Origin of the sequence: Williamsia sp. MIQD14 (assembly GCF_051025635.1) — a bacterium.
In the GTDB taxonomy this organism is placed as follows: domain Bacteria; phylum Actinomycetota; class Actinomycetes; order Mycobacteriales; family Mycobacteriaceae; genus Williamsia_A.
This window is the reverse complement of sequence record NZ_JBPFDG010000002.1, coordinates 25,618-46,080: the sequence shown is the minus strand read 5'-3', so window position 1 is coordinate 46,080 and position 20,463 is coordinate 25,618. Positions and strand designations below refer to the sequence as shown.

Sequence of the window (20,463 nt, the reverse complement as noted above, 5' to 3'; positions counted from 1 at the left end):
CTCCTCGACCAACCACTCGTTCTGTCCGAAGTCTGAAACCGAACTACTGCTCACGGCAGAATCTCGCCTCTATTCCCTGATCGTCTGTTCGTCGTCGTGCACCGCGGTCGTCTCGGCGTGAGGTGGGGAGCGAACCCGTCGAACGCGTACGGCCCCGTGGAACAACGCCTGCCCCGTCGAGGTTAGTCCCCGCTCACCTGCGTCGCATAAGGACTCCACGGACGCCTTCGGTCATCCCTCGGCGAGGTGGGGCCGGGATTGTCGGCGACGGTTCACCGCCGGCGCCGACGTCATCGTCGGCCGTGCGGTACGGGTTCGGCCGAGGCCATCCCGTTGTCCCACAACTCGCGGTACTTCCCGTCCAACGCCAACAGCTCGTCGTGAGTTCCGAGCTCGATCACCGCGCCGGAGGACACCACGGCGATCCGATCGGCGCGGGCGGCGGTCGCGAGGCGGTGGGCGACGATGACCGACGTCCGGGCACGGGTGAGCCTGCGGCTGGCGTCGAGGACCTGCGCCTCGGTGGCCTGGTCGAGCGTGGCGGTCGCCTCGTCGAGCAGCAACAGGTCGGGGTCGACCAACTCGGCGCGGGCGAGGGCGATGAGCTGGCGCTGGCCTGCCGAGAGTCCCTGTCCGCGTTCGCCGACACGGTGCAGCATCCCGCCGCGCTGGCGGGCGATCATCTGTGTCGCGCCGACCGCGGTCGCCGCGGCGACGACCTCGGCGCGCGAGGCGCCGGGTCGGCCGTAGGCGATGTTCGATGCGATGGTGCCGGTGAACAGGTGCGGTTCCTGCGGTACCACCCCGAGCCGGGCGCGGTAGGCGGCGAGGGGATGGGTGCGGATGTCGGTGCCGTCCATGCGCACCGAACCGGTCGTCGGATCGTAGAAACGGGCGAGCAGTTTCACGATCGTCGACTTGCCCGCACCGGTCTCGCCGACCAGGGCCAGCGACGTACCCGCGGGGATGTCCAACGACACCCGTCCGAGTGCGTCCGACGATGCGCCCGCGTAGCGGAACCCGACGGCGTCGAGTTCGGCGTGTCCGTCGAAACGCAGGGTCGGGACGTCGACCCGCTCGGGAGTGCGATGGTCGGTGGCCTTCTCGGGCGTGACCACGCTGCTCGGTGTCCGGAGCAGATCGCCGATCCGACGCAGTCCGACCACGGCCTGCTGGTATCCGTCGAACACCTGCGAGAGCTGCTGGACCGGCGCGAACAACATCCCCAGGTACAGGACGAACGCGACGAGCGTGCCCGGCCCGGCGCTGCCGTCGAGCACCTGGCGTGCGCCGATCGCGACGACACCGGCGGTCGCCAGATCCGACATCAGGCTGATGAACGGGAAGTACAGCGAGATCGCCCGCTGCGACACCATCCGCGCGGCGACGTAGTCGCCGGCCCGCCCGGCGAAGCGCTCGTCGGCACGGTCCGCGTTGCGGTAGAGCAGGGTGGTGCGCAGCCCCGACACGTTCTCCTGGAAGTCCGCGTTGACCACGCTGACCAGCTCACGCGAACGGGTGTACGCGCGTGACGACACCCTCTGGAACACGACGGTCGCGATGATCAGTGGCGGGAAGACGATGAGCATGACCGCGCCCAGGGTGGGGTCGGTGAGCACGAGCGCCACCGCCACCCCGACGATCGTCAGGACCGAGATGACCGCCGTCGACAGTCCGGTCTGCAGAAACGACGACAGGGCGTCGATGTCGGTCGTCATCCGCGTCATGATGCGGCCGGAGAGCTCGCGCTCGTAGTAGTCGAGCCCGAGGCGTTGCAGGTGGGCGTAACTGCGGACCCGCAACGTGAACAGGATCCGCTCGCCGGCGCGCGTGCTCGCGATTGTCACCACCGAGAGCGCGATCCACCCGATCGCGACGAGCCCGAGTCCGGCCGCCGAGGCGACCCAGAGATTGTCGAGGTGATCGACGGTCGAGGCGTTCACGCCGACCCGCGCCAACGAGGGGAACGCGAGTCCGACGAGGGTGTCGATCGCGATCGCCCCGATCGCGACGGCCAGCAGCAGACGCACCGGCTTGAGCAGTCCGCGCAACGAGAACGACGGATCGTGGCGACGGGCCCGGTCGACGTCGACCTCGGGATCCTCGTCGGCCGGCGGCAACGCGTCGACCGCGCGCAGCAGTGCGGGCGTCGCCGGCATGGATCCCAGCGCACCCGACACACCGCCGCCCCCGCGTCGGCCCACCCGGGGGGTGGTCACGCGGGGTGCGCCGAGTCCCGCCTGATGTGCGGCCGGGTCGAGGGTGTCGTGATTTGGGGGGCCGTCGGGATCGGCGGGCCACAGCGCGTGGGCGTCGACCGGGCGATCGGTGTCGGCGGCCGGTGGGACATCGGTGCCGGTGTGGGGGTCGAGCGGTGCGGCGGGTGACATCAGGGCGCGGAAGAGGGGGCACCGATCGTCGAGTTCGGTCGGCGTGCCCGCATCGATCACGCGGCCCTCGTCGAGGACGACGACGCGATCGGCGACGGTGAGCGTCGACGGGCGGTGGGCGACGAGGACCAGCGTGCGATCACCGGTCGCGCGCAGGGAGTCGAGAATCGCCGCCTCGGTGGTGGCGTCGACGGCCGAGGTGGCGTCGTCGAGCACCAGCAGCGGGGGATCGGCGAAGAAGGCCCGTGCCAGCGCGATCCGCTGGCGCTGCCCGCCCGAGAGGGTGAGCCCCCGTTCGCCGACGACGGTGTCGTAGCCGGCGGGCAGCGCGGAGATGAAGTCGTGTGCCGCCGCGCGCCGGGCCGCGGCCTCGATGCGGTGTCGGATCGATCCGCCCCGGCCGTCGGTGTCGTCGTGTGCGGGGTCTGAGCCGGGTCCGAGGCCGATGTTGGCGGCGATGGTGTCGGAGTACAGGAAGGGTTCGTCGAACACGACCCCGACGTGTTCGCGTGCGCTGTCGGGGGCGAGGTCGACGAGCGGGTAGCGGGTGCGTCCCCCTCCGGTTTCACCGCCGACGGCCGACACCGTGAGGTCGAGATCGCCGGAGTCGGGTCGATAGATTCCGCCGATCAGTGCGGCCAGCGTGGACTTGCCGCTGCCCGGCGGGCCCACGATCGCGACGCACTCACCCGCGGCGACGTCGAGATCGACGCCGGAGAACAGCGGGGTCCCGTCGGGGAAGGTGAACCGCAGGTCGTACGCGTGGAGGCCCACCGGACCGGGGGACAGGCGCCCGGTGTTCTCCAGGGCGGGGTCGGTCGGGTGGTCGATCACGTCGTAGACGCGTTCGACGGCGGCGCGCGCGAGCTGCGCGGAGACGATGAGGTTCGTGAGCAGACGGGCGAGCCCGGTCATCGTGGTGATGTAGGTGGCGAACGCCAGGAACGTGCCGACGGTGATGTCGCCGCGGGCGGTGAGGTAGCCGCCGAGGGCGATGACGGCGACCAAAGCGACCTGGGGGATCGCGTTCATCGTCGGGGTGAACCGGGAGTTGATGCGGGCGGCACGCATCCGTTGGGCGAACAGCCGACGTCCGTGGCCGACGAGCTCATCGACCGAGCGGTCCTCCTGGCCGAAGCCCTTCACCACGCGCACCCCGGTGACGGTCTCCTCGACGTGCTGGGCGACGTCGGCGGCGGACTGCTGGGCGGACCAGGTCGCGGCGAACAGGGCCTTACGGGTGCGGAACGCCACCACGGCGATGGCTGGGATCACCAGCAGGGCGACGACGGTGAGCAGTGGCGACAGGTAGGCCATGATGGCGAAGGCCAGCACCACCTGCAGCAGTGCGCCGAGCGAGAGCGGCACCATCGCCAGCAGACCCTGGACGAGCTGCAGATCGGAGATCGAGCGCGACACCACCTGGCCGGTGACGATCTGATCCTGTGCCGTGCCGTCGAGCCGCAGCAGGGTCCGCAGCAGTGACAGCCGAAGCGTGTTCTGCACGTTGAGCGACAGCCGTCCGGCGGTCAGTCGCCGCAGGTAGGCCGAACCGAACCGCACGACGCCGGCGATCGCGAGCATCACCGCGAGGGTGTCGATGGAGAAGCGATGTGACGCCGTGCGCGTCGCGGTGTCGATGGCGGCCTTGGCGATCAGCGGGACACCGAGATCGATGGCGACGCCGATGACGGTGACCGTGAGGGTCACGGTCACCAGCGTGCGGTTGCGCAGACATTCGCGCGCGAGTCGCGCGATCCAGCCCGAGCTCACCGAGAGCCGGTGTTCGCGGGGCCCTTCTCCTCGGGTCCCGGCAGGGTCGCGATCGGCTCGACGACGCTGCCCTCGATCGTCCAGCCGGACGGCGGTGGTCCGAACGCCTCGCGGGCGTTGGCGATGATCCGCTTGCCGAGGGCGCGGTTGCCCGCACCGCCGATCGCGGCCCCGACACCTGCGGGCAACATCTTGCCGATCATCAACGGCGCCCGACGCGCGGCGTACTTCTTCACGATGCGCTTCATCAGGGCCTTGTTGAGGTTGCTCAGCGCCGGCGTCGGGATGGCGCCGCCGGCCATGGTCTTGAGCGGGTTGCGCTTACCGCCCAACGCTTTCCCCAGGGCCAGGACCCCCTCCTCGCCGAGGACCACGGCGAGGACCAGGGTCTTACGTCGTTCGGCGTGATCGATGGGGATGCCGTGCACCTCGGCGACGGCCAACGCCAGCAGGGCCGACGCCTCGACGAAGAAGGCCGACTCACCGCCGATCGCCGCGATCGACGCGAGGGTGCCGACACCGGGTACCGCGGCCGTGGCGCCGGCGGCACCACCCGATGACATCACCGTGGTGAGGTAACGCTTCTCGAGCCGCTCGATGGTCTGCGCGGGGGTGTCGGCGGGGTGCGACGACCGCATGCGACGCACGTAGGCCGCGACCGCCGGGGACTGCAGGCGCTGGGCCCGGTCGATGATCGAGACGATCGTGCCCGAGCTGCCCTCCTGCTTGGCCACCGCCGCGGGCACGGCGTCCCCGTCGCCTGTGGAGGACCGGTTCCAGATCATTGCTCTTCCGAGGGGATCGGGGCGGCATCGCGCGGCGAGACCTGCTCGGCCGCCGGCGGCGGGGGAGGCGGGGTGCCGTCGCCGAACGGACGTCCGCCGAGCTCCTCGCGGTGATGCGGGGTGTTCCAGCCACTCAGATCCGGTCCCTGCGGGACGATCCCGGTCGGGTTGATGTCGCTGTGGACGATGTAATAGTGCTGCTTGATCTGGGTGAAATCGGTGGTGTCACCGAATCCCGGGGTCTGGTAGAGGTCGCGGGCGTAGGCCCAGAGCACCGGCATCTCCGACAGCTTCGACCGGTTGCACTTGAAGTGCCCGTGGTAGACGGGATCGAAGCGGGCCAGGGTGGTGAACAGACGGACGTCGGCCTCGGTGATGGTGTCGCCCACGAGGTATCGCTGTCGCGACAGGCGCTCGCTGATCGTGTCGAGGTGGGTGAACAGGCGGGCGTAGGCGCGTTCGTAGGACTGCTGGCTACCGGCGAACCCGCACCGGTAGACGCCGTTGTTGATCTCGGTGAACACGCCGTGGTTCACCTCGTCGATCTCGGCCCGCAGGTGCTCGGGGTAGAGCGCGGGGGCGCCGTCGCGGTGGTGTTCGGTCCACTCGGTCGAGAAGTCGATCGTGATCTGCGGGAAGTTGTTCGTCACGACCTGTCCGGTGGGGACGTCGACCATCGCCGGGACGGTGATGCCCTTCTCGTAGTCGGGGAAGCGGGCGAGGTAGGCGTCCTTGATCCGTGGGATCTGCAGCACCGGGTCGACGCCGCCGGGATCGAGGTCGAAGGTCCAGCTGTCGGCGTCGTGGGTGGGCCCGCACAGGCCCATCGAGATCACGTCCTCGAGGCCGAGGAGACGACGCACGATGATCGTCCGGTTGGCCCAGGGGCACGCCCGTGCCACGACCAGTCGGTAGCGGCCCGGCTCGACCGGGTACCCGTCGGACCCGTCGCGGGTGATGCGGGTCTCGATGTAGTTGGTGTCGCGGACGAAGTCCGAACCCGGCTCGACGTACTTGCCGGGGGTGGTCCACGTGCTGTTGCCGCTGGTGTCTGACTCCTGTGTGCTCATCGTTCCCCAGGTTAGCGGCTCGCGGTGACACGTCGGCGGATCGACGGACACGGTTGCCACCCGATGATCGATGTGCGAATATTCCACGCGGAACATATGGGCTCGACGACGGCGTGAGGAGGCTCGATGACGACCGACCACGTGGTACCGGCTCCCGCGGTCGAGGTGACGACGGCCGCGGTCGAACGCGCCATGACCCCGCTCGCCGTGCTGGTCCTCGGCCTGGCCGCCGAACGCCCGATGCACCCCTACGAGATGCTCCAGACCCTGCTCGCGCGCAAGGAGGACCGCTTCGCCAACATCAGGCCGGGGTCGCTGTATCACACCGTCGACCGGCTGGTCGACCGGGAACTGTTGTGCGTCAGTGACATCGAGCGCTCGGGGAATCGGCCCGAACGCACCGTGTACGCGATCACCGACCGCGGGCGGGGTGCGCTGAGCCACCGACTGACCGTCCTGCTGCAGACGCCGTCGGCGGAATACCCCGAGCTGTACCTGGGGCTCGCCGAGGCGCATGAACTCCCTCGGTCCACCGTGATCGAGTCGCTGGCGGTACGGATCGACGCCCTCACCGCCGAGCGGGCCATGTTCACCACGGCCGCCGACCAGGCGAGCGGCCGCGGGGTCTCGGAGATCTATCTGCTCGACATCGGTTGCCGCTGCGCCACTCTCACCGCGCAGATCGAGTGGCTGACCGATCTGCACTCCCGACTCGTCGACGGGACGCTCACCTGGGACGCCCGCGGCGGCTGCCGCGCCGGCGACCCACCCCTGACGTCCGACGACTTCACCGCGAACCCCACCACCCCGAAAGTGACACGATGACCCAGGCACACCCCACCCCGGCGAAGTTCGTGCCGGTGACCGACAAACCCTGGGCCGCGCTCGGCGCGCTGTGCATCGGGTTCTTCATGATCCTCGTCGACATGACGATCGTCGCCGTCGCGCAGCCGAAGATCCAGGAGGGTCTCGACACCGACTTCAACGGCGTCATCTGGGTGACCAGCGCCTACCTCCTCACCTATGCGGTGCCGCTGCTCATCACCGGTCGTCTCGGCGACCGCTTCGGTCCCAAGCTCATGTACCAGGCCGGCCTCGTGGTCTTCACGATCGCCAGCGTGTGGTGCGGACTGTCGGGATCGATCGGTGAGTTGATCGCGGCGAGGGCCCTGCAGGGACTCGGCGCCGCGCTCATCACGCCGCAGACCATGTCGCTCATCACCCGCATGTTCCCCGCCGAACGGCGCGGCGCCGCAATGGGGTTGTGGGGCACCGTCGCCGGTGTCGCGACCCTCGTCGGCCCCCTGCTCGGCGGTGTGCTCGTCGACGGTCTCGGCTGGGAGTGGATCTTCTTCGTCAACGTCCCCGTCGGCGTCGTCGGACTGGTGCTGGCCTGGTGGCTGGTGCCGACCGTCGAGACCACCGGACGTCAGTTCGACCTGATCGGTGTCGCACTGAGCGCCGCCGGTCTCACCGCACTCGTCTTCGCCATCCAGGACGGCGAGAAGTACGACTGGGCCGCGTGGATCTGGGTGCTGGCCGCGGCCGGTGTGGCCATCATGGGCGTCTTCGTGTGGTGGCAGTCGAAGATCCGCACGCAGCCGCTGGTGCCGCTGTCGCTGTTCCGCGACCGCAACTTCTCGCTGTCGAACATCGGCATCGCCACGATGGGCTTCGCCACCTCCGGCCTGTTCGTGCCCATGATGTTCTTCCTGCAGCTCGTCGGCGGCATGACCCCGACCCGGTCGGCGCTCATGCTGGTGCCGATGGCCCTGATCACCGGCGTGCTCGCGCCCGTCGTCGGTCGCCTCGTCGACACCGTGCACCCGCGCTACATCATCGGGACGTCCCTGGCGCTCAACGCCGTCGCGATCGGCAGCCTCGGCGTCCTCGCCCGACCGGACACACCGGTGTGGGTCCTGCTGCTGCCGATCGCGCTGATGGGTCTGGCCAGCGCAGGCATCTGGGCGCCGTTGGCCGCCACCGCCAACCGCAACCTGCCGATGGCGCAGGCCGGCGCCGGTGCCGGCGTCTACAACACCATGCGGGTGGTCGGTTCGGTGCTCGGCAGCGCCGCGGTCGGCGCGCTGCTACAGACACGGCTGGCCGCCGAGCTCCCCGGCGCGCAGGTCGCCTCGGCCGGGGCCACCGACCGCGTCCCCGAGATCGCCCGCGAGGGTTTCGCGACGGCGATGGGCCAGTCGATGTACCTGCCGGCCGCGGTGCTGGGGCTCGGCGTGATCGCCGCGCTCTTCCTGGCCCGCCCCCGGCACATGTCGGCCCCGTCGGTACCGGCGGCCGCGCCGACGACATCTGCGGCCACCGGTGGCCCCGCGCCCATCGCGACACCGACGTCGGCGGTCACGCAGAGCTGAGCACCGTTGCGGTTGACGGTGCCTGAGCAGGTCGGATGTACTGGGCCGATGTTGTCCCGTCTGTCCATCGATCAGCGCCGTGTCCAGCTGATCGACTGCGCTCTCGACCTCGCGCAGCGCACCGGGATGTCGTCGGTGACGGTCCGCGCCGTGGCCGAGGAGGCGGGCGTGTCCCTGGGGATCGTCCACTACTGCTTCGACAGCAAGGACGCGCTGATGGCCGCGATGATCGAACGGGCCGTCGGCGACCACCTGCAGGCGTTCCTGCGGGTGGAGAGCCTCGACGACCTGGGAGCCGACGTCGCACCGGCCGGTGTTCCCGGACCCATCGGTGCCGAGGAACTACGGGCGCTCCTGACCGGGGCCCTCACCTCGGTGCTCGAGGTGGTCCACGAGGTCCCCGAGCGCTGGCTGGTGCTCATCGAGTCGACGGTCGTGTCGTTGCGGGCGCCGTCGACATCGGGTGCCTACTCCACCGCGGCACGACAGAACGATCTCGCCGAGGAGTACGGGTTGCGCTACCTGACCGCGATCGGGGCGCGCACCGCGATGACATGGGACGGGGCCGAGCGGTCGGTCGTGCGGGCCGCACTGCAGCTGATCTACGGGATGATCCAGTGGTGGCTGGTCGATCGCGACGACGCCCAGGCACGGACATCGATTGCGCTGCTGTGCGAGTGGATCACCGCGCGTGCCACCCCCGTCGTGCCGGGGGCGCTCAGCGCACGGTGACCGAGATCGAGTGCAGGCCGGTGGCCCCGTCGGGGTCGGGGCGTGACTCGACCGCTGACTGCTGCCTGCCCTCACCGTCGATCGCCCGCACGGTCAGCACGTGATCGCCGGGCGTGGCGTCCCATTCCCAACTCCACAGCCGCCACGTGTCGACCAGATCGGGTGCGCGCAACGTCGCGGTACGCCACGCGCCGTCGTCGACACGTACCTGCACCGCGTTGATGCCGCGCGGCTGCGCCCACGCCACGCCGCCGACCATGACGCGGCCGGCACGCACCTCGGCGAGGTTGCGGGGCACGTCGATCCGCGAGCTGGTCTTGATGGGTCCCTTCTCCGACCACCCGCGCGTCGACCAGTACGCCTTCGCCCGGTCGAACCGGGTGACCTCCAGCGAGGTGACCCACTTGGTCGCCGAGACGTAGCCGTAGAGACCCGGCACCACCAGTCGCGCCGGATATCCGTGTTCGACGGGGAGCGGGGACCCGTTCATCGCCACCGCGAGGATCGAGTCGCGATCGTCGGTGAACGCCTCGATCGGGGTACCGGCGGTGAAACCGTCGGAACTGCGGGAGAGCACCATGTCGGCGTCGGGCGACGGGCCGGCACGGGCCAGCAGGTCCCGTACGCGGTACCCCGTCCACGTCGCATTGCCGATGAGGGTGCCGCCGACCTCGTTCGACACGCAGGTGAGCGTGACCATCTTCTCGATGGCCGGCATGCGTCGCAGCTGGGCCATGTCGATCTCGAACTCGCGGTCGACCATGCCGTGGACACGCAGAGACCATGCGCCGCTGGTGATCTGGGGCGGCGACAGCGCGGTGTCGATACGGTAGAAATCGCTGTTCGACGTGATGAACGAGGGGAGTCCGTCGCCACCGTCGGCGGCGGTGTCGACCGAGTTCGTCGCGCCGGGCACCACGAAACCGGCGCGATCGCGACCGACGTCGTTGAGTCGGTGATCGAGGGCGACGCCGCCCACCCCGGCGATGACGGCCCCCGCGCCGGCGGTGCCGGCCGCGACGAGGAATGCACGACGGTCGGTCGTGGAGACCTCGGGGGTGACGCCCGGTTCGTCGGTCGTGTCCGGGATGGCCTCGGTGACCGGATCGAGGCGGCGGGCCATCCACTGCAGGAACACGATGCCGGCGACGACACCGACGACGGTCGGGACGAACCAGTCGACGCCACCGCCGGGGCGGGTGACCGCGGCGGCGACCCCGAGGACGCCGAACGCGGCGAACATCGCCGACCCCCAGGAACGCGCCCGACGTTCGATGACGCCGGCGATCACCGCCAGGACGGCGACGATGATCCCGATGCCGACCAGCAGTGCGACCTTGTCGCCCGTGCCGAAGGTGCTGATCGCGAACTCGCGAACGGCCTTCGGGGTCAGATCGATGACCGCGGCCCCGACCGCGTAGAGCGGTGAGGCCGCCCTGTCGAACAATGCCGCGACCAGCTGGCCGACACCGATCGTCACCGCCGCCGCGACGACACCGTTGAGGGCGCGCAGGGCGATCACCGTGCGGTCGGGCCCCGGGCGGCGGGTGCCCCTGTCATTCGTGTTCGAGTCGGCGTCGAGACGGTCGGGTGTGGTGGTCACCCGCTCCAGTATCCACGCGGTCGGCGGGCACGCCTGCGTGGTTCCCGAGACCTGTCGGTGCCCGCACCTACGGTGGGACCATGCGCATCCTGCACACCTCCGACTGGCACATCGGTCGGACCTTCCACGGCGTCGAGCTCCTCGACGATCAACGCCGTGCGTTGGCGGATCTCGCGCGACTCGTCACCGAGGAGGGCGTCGACGTGGTCGTCGTGGCGGGTGACGTCTACGACCGGTCGGTGCCCGGATCCGACGCCGTCGAGGTCTACGACGGCGCGCTCCAGGCGATGGCCGCCGCCGGCGCCACCCTCGTCGTCACCTCCGGCAACCACGACTCACCGACCCGCCTCGGGGCGGGGTCGTCGTTCGCCGCGGCGGGTGGCCTACACCTGCGGACCACCGTCGACGCCATCGCCGAGCCGGTGGTGCTGACCGACGCCCACGGCGAGGTCGCGATCTACGGCATCCCCTACCTCGAGCCCGACACCGTGCGTGACCGACTCGATGTCCCGCAGGCGCGCAGCCATTCCGAGGTGCTCGCCGCGGCGATGGATCGCGTGCGGGGCCATCTCGCCGCGCATCCTCGTCGCTCCGTGGTGCTGGCCCACGCGTTCGTGGTGGGTGCGGTCGCCACGGGCTCGGAGCGGTCGATCGCGGTCGGCGGCGTCGAGACGGTCCCGGTCGACACCTTCGACGGCGTCGACTACGTCGCGCTGGGTCACCTGCACTCCCCGCAGGCGGTGCGGGAGACCGTGCGGTACAGCGGTTCACCGCTGCCGTACTCCTTCGGTGAGCGCAGTCACACCAAGGCGGTGACGATCATCGATCTCGACGCGGACGGGGTGACCGACATCCGCACCGTCGAGCTCGTGCCGGTACGCGGACTGAGTTCGTTGCGCGGCACCCTCGACGAGCTCCTGCACTCCCCGGCACACGAGACCGCGGTCGAGCACTACGTCGAGGCGTCCCTGACCGACGAGGTCCGGCCCGTGGATGCGTTGCGGCGCCTACGAACCCGCTTCCCGCGCGTGGTCCACGTGGAGTGGGATCGCCCCCACGCCGCCGACGGCATCGACTACCGGAGCCGGGTGGTGAACCGGTCCGACACCGAGATCGTGCGGTCGTTCGTCGCCGATGTGCGCAGCGCGCCGACACCGGGGGAGACCGCCCTGCTCGACCTCGCGGTCCGCGCCGTGGTCGGGGAACCCGAGTCCGACCACCCGGTCGAACTCACACTGTTCGAGCTCGATACCGGTCTCACCGCATGAGGCTGCACTCCCTGCAGATGAGTGCCTTCGGTCCGTTCGCCGAGGAGGCCGTCGTCGACTTCGACGCCCTCGGGTGCGACGGGTTGTTCCTGCTCCACGGTCAGACCGGGGCGGGCAAGACCACCGTCCTCGATGCCGTCGCGTTCGCCCTGTTCGGACGCGTGCCGGGTGCACGGGACACCGATCGTCGTCTGGTGTCGGACCACGCAACCGCCGGCGACATCCCCCGCGTCGTGCTCGAGGCGACCATCGGAGGCCGTCGCATGCGGGTGGCCCGGTCGCCCGAGCACCGTCGCCGCAAGAAGCGGGGCGACGGGTTCACGACCGTTCCGGCGGCGGGCACCCTCGTGTGGCTCGACGGTTCCGGGCCGGGGCTCAGTCGCCTGAGCGACATCGGGGAGGTGATCTCCCGCATCCTCGGCATGAGTGCCGAGCAGTTCTTCCAGGTGGTACTGCTGCCCCAGGGCGACTTCGCCCGTTTCCTGCGCGCCGCCACCGACGACCGGGAGACGTTGCTCGAGAAGCTCTTCGAGACCGACCGCTTCAACGACCTCGAGGGGTGGCTGCGGGACAGGGCGCGGGCGACCCGCGTCGAACGTGGTGAACGCGAGCAGACCGTCGACCGGATCGCGGCGCAGATCGCCGGCCTCGTCGGCGACGACCACCCGACCGAGGGCGATCCCGACTGGGCGCAGACCCATCTCGACACCGCCGGCGTCGAGGCGACCGAGGCCGCAGCCGAACTGCACCGGGCACGGGCGTCGGCACAGGCCGCCGACGCCGCACTCGCCGTCGCCACCCGCACCCATGACCTGCAGGAGCGGGCCGCGCTCGCACGTACCCGCCTCGCCGCCCTCGACAGCGGTCACGACCTGCTCGAGTCCGCGCGCCACGCCCTCGACGCGGCGCGACGCGCCGAGCCGATCCGCCCCCTGATCGACGACCGTGACCGCGCCGCCGAGCGAGACGTGCGGGCGCAGGCGACGCTCGCCGACGCCACCCGGTCCGTCCCCGATGACCCCGAGGGGGCGTCCCTCCTCGCCCGGCTCTCCTGGCCCCCTGCAGATTCCGACACCGCGACCATCGACGCCCACATCGACCGATGGTCGGCCGAGTCGGGCCGGCTGGCCCCCGTCGCCGAACGCGCGGGTCGGCGGCCGCAGATCGTCTCCACCATCGACGCCCTGGAGGCCGAGTCGGCGGCCGCCGCTGCCGCCCTCGAGGAGATGGACCGCGAGTCGGTGTCGCTGCCGGCCGCACGTCTCGCGGCGCAGGAGGCGGTCGATGCCGCCCGGACCATGCGGACCCGGCTCCCCGGTCTGCAGGATCAGCTGACCACCGCCCGCGCCATACACACTGCGGCGCAGCGGCTCCCCGCACTCGAGGAGAAGGTGACCCGTGACCGTGCGGCCGCCGCCGCGGCGCGCGAACGGCATCTCGCCACCCGGGAGCGGCAGCTGACGCTGCAGCAACGCCGGATCGACGGGATGGCGGCCGAACTCGCCGGGCATCTGCGCGCGGGGGAACACTGCGCGGTGTGCGGGGCGACCGAACACCCGGCCCCCGCCGCCGCGACCGGTGACCCGGTGTCGGAGGGCGAACAGATCGACGCCGACTACGCGGAGAAGCAGGCCGCCGACCGTCGGGCGGCCGCGGTCGACCGGCTCGCGGCGGCCGAACGGGAGTGCGCGGTCGCGGCCGAGGCGTCCCGCGGGATGTCGGTCGACGCCGCTGCGGGCGAGGTCTCGCGTCTCGTCGCCGAGCTCGACACCGTCGCCGCGGCCGCGTCACACCTCGCCGCACGCGTCGCCGCCGTCGACGAGATCGCCTCCCGCATCGACGATCTCGGATCGCGCACACTCGCGACACGCGAAACGCAGGCCGCACTTCGTGAACGCATCGCCGCCCTGCGTGCCGACCTCGCCGACCTCGACGCCGAGGTGTCGGCGGCCACCGGCGGGACCGGGACGGTGCACGAGCGTCGCGCCCGTCTCGCGGCACTGTGTCGAGCGTCGACGGTGCTGCGGGACGCCCGTGTCGCCGCCCAGAACGCCGACGCCCGAACCCGCGAGATCGACCGGAGGATCGAGGCGGTCGCCGCCCGGGCCGGATTCGCCGATGTCGCGCAGGCCGGTGCGGCCCTGGCCGACCCGATGACCATCGCGTCCTGGGACGACCAGATCGGCCAGGCGTCCGCTATCCGCGCGCACGCGGTGGCGACCCTCGACGACCCGGAGGTGGCCGCGGCCGCCGCCGCGGCACCCACCGACCTCGCCGAGCGCGCGCGGCACCGCGACGCCACCGCGGCGGCTCTCGACGCGGCCACCCAACGACATTCACGGGCCGCTGACCGCTTCGCCCGACTCCAGGATCTCGCGGCGGGATACTGGTCGGCGCTGTCGGTGCTGGCACCGGTGCTCGAGCGCGACCAGGAGGTGTCGGGGCTGGCCGATCTGGTCGCGGGCCGGGGACAGAACTCCCGGCAGATGTCGCTGCGCTCCTACGTGCTCGCGGCCCGACTCGAGGAGGTGTTGGTCGCGGCGTCAACCCGTCTGCGCGAGATGTCCTCGGGCCGCTACGAATTCGCCCACACCGATGCGGCGGCGTCACGTGGTCGACGCAGCGGACTCGGGATCGAGGTGCGCGACGAGTACACCGGCGCGGTGCGCCCGGCCACGACTCTGTCGGGCGGGGAGACGTTCTTCGCGTCGCTCGCGCTGGCGCTGGGCCTGGCCGATGTCGTGTCGGCCGAGTCCGGCGGTCGTGTCCTCGACACCATGTTCATCGACGAGGGTTTCGGCACCCTCGACCCCGAGGCCCTCGACCTGGTCATGCGGGTCCTCGACGACCTCCGTTCCGGTGGCCGGGTCGTCGGTGTCGTGAGTCACGTCGACGAGATGAAGGCGCGGATCCCCGCCCAGCTCCACGTGATCCGGGCGGAGGCGGGTTCACGTCTGGCCATGGTGGGTGCCGTGGTCTGACCGGTCGCCGGACGTCCCCACCACCGACTTTGGGGGCGGGGATGCCGGTGCGATAGTCTTTCCTGGCCCATCGAGCCCCCGTAGCTCAGGGGATAGAGCGTCCGCCTCCGGAGCGGAAGGCCGCAGGTTCGAATCCTGCCGGGGGCACCATCACACTTCTCGTCCTGCGGTCATATCGCGGCGAATCTAGGCTCGTTTCATGAAATTGCTGCTGTCCTTCTACGGCAGCCGGGGCGATGTGCAGCCGGGCCTGTGCCTCGGGCTCGAGCTCCTCCGCCGCGGTCACGACGTCGAGCTGGCGTTGCCGCCCAACTACGTCGCCCTTGCCCGGGAGATGGGCCTGTCGGCCCACCCTGTGGGGTTCGACAGCGAGTCGTACTGGCAGTCCGACCGTGCCCGCCGCATCCTGTCCACCGGCAACCCGCTCACGAAACTCCGTCTGGCGCAGGCACAGGTGCGTGAGGGATTCGCGCGCTTCGACGCCGATCTCGCGTCACTCGTGCTCGACCTCGCGGGCACGACGAGGCTCGACGGCCTCGTCAGCGGCCCACTGGGCCAGGACCGCGTCGCCGACCTCGCCGAGCGCCTCGATGTCCCGACGGCCACGGTGCGACTGTGCGCGATGTCGGAGAACGGCGCGATCTGTGCCGTCCCCACGCGCCACCGGCTGCCGCCGATGGTCAACCGTGCGTCGTGGCGCGTGATCGACACCCTCACGTGGACGTTCTCGAGGTCGTCACAGAACCGGTTCCGCGCCTCGTTGGGCCTCCCGGAAGCGACCGAGTCCATGCCCGCGCGGCTGCGCCGGTCGAACACACTGCAGATCCAGGCGTACGACCCCGCTCTGTTCCCCGGTCTCGCCGCCGAATGGGACGACCGCAAACCCGTCGTCGGGTTCTTCGACCTCCCCGCCGACCGGCGGCCCGCCGGGGATTCGTCGTCGGACGCCGGCGGTCTCGACGACTGGCTCGACGGGGGTGAGCCGCCGGTGCTCATCGCCTTCGGGAGCGCGCCGGTCGCCGACACCGATGCGGTGCACCGGGCCGTCGCCGAGGCGACTCGCGCCACGGGGGTCCGTGCGCTGGTGGGGGTCGGGGATCGGCCCGGCGGCGTCGACCCCGACCATCCGCACGTCTTCGTCGCCGGCCGACTCGACCATCCCACGGTGCTTCCCCGTCTCGCCGCGGCCGTGCACCACGGAGGAGCGGGAACGACCGCGGCCACACTGCGGGCCGGTCTGCCCACGATGGTGTGCGCGGCCGGCGCCGATCAGGCCCACTGGGGCGCGCAGGTCACCCGACTGGGTGTCGGGACGGCCACGCGTCTGTCGGTCCTCGACGCCGACCGACTGGCGGCGGGGCTCCGGGTGCTGGCCGACCCGGCCACGGTGATGCGGGCGCGCGAACTCGGAGCACGCCTCATCGCACCGGACGCCGCGGTCGACGATGCCGCGAAACGCATCGAGTCGGCGTTCACCCGCGTAGCGGTGTGAGACGCCGACTCGATGGTCGTGTGCGTTCGTCGGGCGGCGGTCACCGCCGGGTGATCAGCCCTTGACGCAGGTGAACTGCATGACGTCGATCATGTCCTTGCGGAACGACGCGGCGCAGCCGCTCAAGTACTTCACGTAGGTGTTGTAGTTGGCCCGCCCACACAGGGCGATGGCCTCGTCGCGGTGCTCGCCGAGGGCCTTGCTCCACGCGTCGAGGGTGCGCGCGTAGTGCAGCTGCAGCGGCTGGACCTTCTCCACGGTGAAGCCCGCGGCGCTCGCGCCGTCGGTGACCTGCTTGGGCAGCGGGAGCTGTCCGCCGGGGAAGATCTCGGTCGCGATGAAACGCAGGAACGCGAAATCGTCCTTGCTGATCTTGTTGCCGGTCTCGTGGTGGTGCGAGAGTCCGTAGGCGGTGATGGTGTGGAGCAGCATCTTGCCGTCGGCGGGCAGCGCGTTGTACGCGAAGTTGAAGAACTGCTCGTAGCGCTCGAAGCGGAAGTGCTCGAAGGCGCCGATGCTGACGATGCGGTCGACCTTGCCGTCGAACTCCTCCCAGCCCTGCAGGCGGATGTCGCCCGAGAGGCCGGTCTCGGCGGCCTTGGCCTCGACGAGCTTCTTGACGTGGCCGTACTGGTTCTTGCTCAGGGTCAGGCCGATCACGTTGACGCCGTACTTCTCCATCGCGCGCAGCGCGGTGGCGCCCCAGCCGCAGCCGACGTCGAGGAGGGTCATGCCGGGCTCGAGGCCGAGCTTGCCCAGCGACAGGTCGATCTTCGCGAGCTGTGCCTCGTTGAGCGTCATGTCCTCACGCTCGAAGTATGCGCAGCTGTAGGTGCGCGACTCGTCGAGGAAGAGGGCGAAGAAATCGTCGCTCAGGTCGTAGTGGGCCTGAACGTCCTCGAAGAACGGTGTTTCGGTGGTCACAGGTGAACCTCTTTCGTGTGCTCGCACCAGCGAGGAGCCAGTGGTCGTGTGGTGCCCACGCTCCGGTGTGGGCTCGATCGGTGATTGCGCGCCGGCGGGTGAGGACACCGGCGCCGCGGTCATCTCAGCGCCACCGTGGCGGTTGCGCGACCGAAGATCCGCTTGCCCCGGAAGGTCGCTCCGAGCGCGATGGTAGCCGTCCTCGCCTGTTCGTCCAGCGATTTGACCCGTCCAGTGTATTCGACCTCGGCGGGAGCATCCTCGGCGACGTAGGCGATTCCGGTGAACCGCACACGATAATCGCGAACGGCTGTCGGATCTCCCACCCAACCGGTCACGAACGACGACCCGATGCCCATCGTCAGCATCCCGTGCGCGGCGCAGGTGTCGAGTCCGACGATGCCCGCCGCCCGCTCGCTCCAGTGGATCGGGTTCCAGTCGGCGGAGATCCCGGCGTAGTTGACGAGGTCGCCTCGGCGCAGGGTCACCGTCCTCGACGGCAGGACGTCGCCGACGGAGACGTCGGAGAAGCGCGGCACGGCCGCGTCGAGGTCGTGGTCCCACGTACCGATCGCCGGGGTCGGTACGCCGTCGATCTCGTGCCACCCGGTCGTCGTGGGCGGCGAGAAATCGCCCATCATCACATCCGACAGTGCGGCGGCCAGTGCGGGTTCGGCGTGTGCGCCACGCCGACCCGCCGCGGTCGTCAGGAGCGACGCGACCAGCTCGCCGCTGTCGTTGATCAGCAGACCCTCGACGATGATCGTGTCGCCGCCGGCCTTCTGGCGGATCGGGGTGAGTCCCATGGTCAGAGACAGACGGTCCCCGGCGTGCATGGGGCGGTGGTAGGTGAACACCTGATCGGTCTGGACGAATGCGCTGGTGTCGTACTCGAGGAGCACGTTGTCGAGCAGCCAGTTCAGACCACTGCCCGCGAGTCGGGCGGTGAAGGTCAGGGGCGCGACCAGCCCGCTGTGTCCGCGCTCGGCGGCCGCCTTCTCGTGCCAGTGGACGATGTGGCCGTCCTTCATCGAGCGGGCGAACTCCCGGATCTCCTCGCGACCGATCTGATAGTGGTCGTCGGGGCGGTAGTACTGCGTCCAGTCACGATCTTCGGAGCTGACGTCCTCGGGCTTCACGATCTCCTCGGTGGTTGGCGATCAACTGTGATGGGGCGAAGAATCGCCGATCATCGTCGCACACGAGTGCGCGACGCGACGATCTGCGCGACGCGTGCCCGGGTGGGGTCGCCGGTCGTCAGTTCATCGACAGGGGCGCGACACCGCGTTCGGACAGCATGGCCGTCATCGTCTGCGCCTCGTTCTCCTGCGTGTTGATCATCTGCTGCGCGAGCGTGCGCTCGTAGTCCTGCGAGACGTGCTCGGGATCGGCCGCGTACTCCATCATCGGCAGACCGCCCTGGTGGTGACGCAACATCAGCTGCAGGAAGTAGGCGTCGAGCGCGGTCCCGCTCATCGCCCGCAGCCGGGTCATCTCGCTCGCGGTGGCCATCCCGGGCATGAGTGGCGTCGTCGTCCCGTTGCCCGCGGTCATCGACATCGCACCGGACATCGACCCCGACATCGAGCCGTCCGACATCGAGTGGTGATCGCTCATCCAGTCCATCGCGGTCGACGGGTTGTCGAGCGGATAGCCCCACCGGGTCAGCCACGACTGCATCTGACCGATCTGGTTGGTCTGCTGGGTGAGGATGTCGTAGGCCAGCGACCGCACCTGGGGGTCGGAACCCTTGCTCAGTGCGATGGTGGCCATCTCCACGCCCTGCGAGTGGTGCGTCGACATGTCCTGGGCGAACCCGACGGCCGCGGAGTCGGAGGCCGGAGTGGCGTCGGAACCGGTGCTCGAGTCCACGGTGCGGCCCACCAGCAGGCCGACACCCACGCCGATCAACAGCAGCGCCACCCCGCCGAGGGCGAGCAGCGCCGGTAGTTGTCTGCGCAGCGACGAACGGCGGTCGTGTCCGGTGTCGGTGTCGTCGGGGACGACGGTCGTGTCGGTGCTCATGGACTCAGCCCGCCGGTGTCGAGGTCGGGGCGGGGACGGTGGCTCCGCCGGCCGCGCCGGACTCGTCGGTCGCCTGCTGCGTTCCCGCACCGTTCATCGGGACCGCGTTCGCGGGGACGGGCCCGGAGTCGGCGGGCGGGGGGTTGCTCGGGTCGAACGCACCGGGGATGGCGGCACATTCGGCGCCGACCTCGGGATACGACGACTGCTGCGGCTGACCGGGGTAGACGTTGGTCTGCGAGTTGCGGCGCAGCGCGGTGATGAAGTGGTCCACCCGTGGGTCGCCGGCGGACTGCAGCTTGAGCTGGTGGCCCCACGACTGCAGCGAGATCGGGGTGCTCAGACCGGGGTAGGGCGACATCAGGGTGTACGGCCGACCCTCGACCTTGCTCTTGAGGACGTCGATGTCGCCGGACTTCACCGTCTGTGGGTTGTAGGTGATCCAGATCGAGCCGTGCTCGAGTGCGTGGACCGCGTTCTCGGTGCGCAGCGGGTTCGGGTAGACGATCCCGGTGCAGGTGGCCCACACGGCGTCGTGCGGTCCGCCGAACGGCGGCGACTGGTCGTACGCGACACGCTGGGTGGGGGAGACGTGCTGACCCGCGGGGTAGAAGATCTTCACCACGCCGGGGATGTCGTCGGAGGGGTCGGGGTTCGAGGCCGAGGGGACGAACTTCTGGGTCTCCTCGCGGTCGATGTACTTCGGTGCCAGGTACGCGGCGAGGCCGCCGACGATGGCGACGACGACGACGACCGCGGCGATCGTCATCCACGGGATGGGGCGGCGTCCGCCCGCCTTGACCACGGGGACGGTGCCCGGCTTGGTCTTCTTCTTCTTCTGGGAGGACGGCGTGCGGGGGACCGGCGGAGCCGACGGGGTGTTCGTCGAGCTCGTATTCGGTGCCGGCCGGGGGCTCTCGGTCGCCATCACTGCCTTTCGGTTCGAGGATGCGCGGCACAGTCTACTGGCCACCGCGGCAGGGCCGGTCGATCGCGAACGCGGCGGGCGTCCGACCGCGATTGTCCCCACGCTGTGACAGGCCAA

Annotated in this window: 14 protein-coding genes and 1 tRNA gene; 7 read left to right on the top strand and 8 right to left on the bottom strand. The window is 70.3% G+C overall.

The genetic code is table 11. The features are described 5' to 3' along the window. Positions 1-290 precede the first annotated feature (290 nt). From ACQ7HM_RS07735 to ACQ7HM_RS07725, 3 genes are read right to left on the bottom strand one after another with little or no spacing between them, the layout of a single operon-like run. A complete protein-coding gene (locus ACQ7HM_RS07735) occupies positions 291-4,163 on the bottom strand; it encodes an ABC transporter ATP-binding protein (RefSeq protein ID WP_434215692.1) in 3,873 nt (1,290 codons plus the stop codon). After that, positions 4,160-4,948 carry a hypothetical protein gene (locus ACQ7HM_RS07730; protein ID WP_434215691.1) on the bottom strand — a complete coding sequence of 263 codons (789 nt, stop codon included), beginning with the start codon at positions 4,946-4,948 and terminating at the stop codon, positions 4,160-4,162. The genes ACQ7HM_RS07735 and ACQ7HM_RS07730 overlap by 4 nt, the downstream gene beginning before the upstream one ends. Continuing rightward, the gene (locus tag ACQ7HM_RS07725) at positions 4,945-6,018 is read right to left on the bottom strand and encodes a glutathione S-transferase family protein (RefSeq protein ID WP_434215690.1); all 1,074 of its coding nucleotides are present in this window, start codon (positions 6,016-6,018) and stop codon (positions 4,945-4,947) included. Before ACQ7HM_RS07725 ends, ACQ7HM_RS07730 begins: the two co-directional genes overlap by 4 nt. A 126-nt stretch (positions 6,019-6,144) precedes the next feature. Here ACQ7HM_RS07725 and ACQ7HM_RS07720 point away from each other — a divergent pair, with 126 nt between their 5' ends. Genes ACQ7HM_RS07720 through ACQ7HM_RS07710 form a run of 3 tightly spaced genes read left to right on the top strand, consistent with a single transcriptional unit; the run spans position 6,145 to position 9,125 of the window. Next, positions 6,145-6,843: a PadR family transcriptional regulator gene (locus tag ACQ7HM_RS07720; protein ID WP_434215689.1), complete on the top strand. Its 699-nt coding sequence runs from the start codon at positions 6,145-6,147 to the stop codon at positions 6,841-6,843. Then, a complete protein-coding gene (locus ACQ7HM_RS07715) occupies positions 6,840-8,393 on the top strand; it encodes an MFS transporter (protein ID WP_434215688.1) in 1,554 nt (517 codons plus the stop codon). The genes ACQ7HM_RS07720 and ACQ7HM_RS07715 overlap by 4 nt, the downstream gene beginning before the upstream one ends. Before the next feature lie 48 nt (positions 8,394-8,441). Continuing rightward, positions 8,442-9,125 carry a TetR/AcrR family transcriptional regulator gene (locus ACQ7HM_RS07710; protein WP_434215687.1) on the top strand — a complete coding sequence of 228 codons (684 nt, stop codon included), beginning with the start codon at positions 8,442-8,444 and terminating at the stop codon, positions 9,123-9,125. Here ACQ7HM_RS07710 and ACQ7HM_RS07705 read toward each other — a convergent pair. After that, positions 9,112-10,728, bottom strand: coding sequence for a molybdopterin-dependent oxidoreductase (locus ACQ7HM_RS07705; protein WP_434215686.1), 1,617 nt, complete (start codon positions 10,726-10,728; stop codon positions 9,112-9,114). The genes ACQ7HM_RS07710 and ACQ7HM_RS07705 overlap by 14 nt on opposite strands. Before the next feature lie 80 nt (positions 10,729-10,808). Here ACQ7HM_RS07705 and ACQ7HM_RS07700 point away from each other — a divergent pair, with 80 nt between their 5' ends. The 4 genes from ACQ7HM_RS07700 (at position 10,809) to ACQ7HM_RS07685 (ending at position 16,469) form a co-directional block, all read left to right on the top strand. Further along, a complete protein-coding gene (locus ACQ7HM_RS07700) occupies positions 10,809-11,996 on the top strand; it encodes an exonuclease SbcCD subunit D (RefSeq protein ID WP_434215685.1) in 1,188 nt (395 codons plus the stop codon). Then, entirely contained in the window at positions 11,993-14,977 is a 2,985-nt protein-coding gene (locus ACQ7HM_RS07695; protein ID WP_434215684.1) for an AAA family ATPase, read from the top strand. The genes ACQ7HM_RS07700 and ACQ7HM_RS07695 overlap by 4 nt, the downstream gene beginning before the upstream one ends. A gap of 74 nt (positions 14,978-15,051) precedes the next feature. Beyond that, positions 15,052-15,127, top strand: a tRNA-Arg gene (locus tag ACQ7HM_RS07690). A 49-nt stretch (positions 15,128-15,176) separates the two neighbouring features. Next, positions 15,177-16,469: a glycosyltransferase gene (locus ACQ7HM_RS07685; RefSeq protein WP_434215683.1), complete on the top strand. Its 1,293-nt coding sequence runs from the start codon at positions 15,177-15,179 to the stop codon at positions 16,467-16,469. A gap of 54 nt (positions 16,470-16,523) precedes the next feature. Here the strand turns inward: ACQ7HM_RS07685 and ACQ7HM_RS07680 are convergent, their stop codons facing one another. The 4 genes from ACQ7HM_RS07680 to ACQ7HM_RS07665 all read right to left on the bottom strand — a co-directional run bounded on the left by ACQ7HM_RS07680 (position 16,524) and on the right by ACQ7HM_RS07665 (position 20,346). Next, on the bottom strand, positions 16,524-17,393 hold the full coding sequence (locus ACQ7HM_RS07680) for a cyclopropane mycolic acid synthase family methyltransferase (RefSeq protein WP_434215682.1): 870 nt from the start codon (positions 17,391-17,393) through the stop codon (positions 16,524-16,526). Between the two features lie 119 nt (positions 17,394-17,512). After that, positions 17,513-18,532, bottom strand: coding sequence for a fused (3R)-hydroxyacyl-ACP dehydratase subunits HadA/HadB (locus tag ACQ7HM_RS07675; protein WP_434215681.1), 1,020 nt, complete (start codon positions 18,530-18,532; stop codon positions 17,513-17,515). Positions 18,533-18,650: 118 nt separating this feature from the next. Continuing rightward, positions 18,651-19,418 (bottom strand): DUF305 domain-containing protein, encoded by a 768-nt coding sequence (locus ACQ7HM_RS07670; RefSeq protein ID WP_434215680.1) that lies wholly within the window; start codon positions 19,416-19,418, stop codon positions 18,651-18,653. A gap of 4 nt (positions 19,419-19,422) precedes the next feature. Next, a complete protein-coding gene (locus tag ACQ7HM_RS07665; protein WP_434215679.1) occupies positions 19,423-20,346 on the bottom strand; it encodes a DUF3105 domain-containing protein in 924 nt (307 codons plus the stop codon). Positions 20,347-20,463 lie beyond the last annotated feature (117 nt).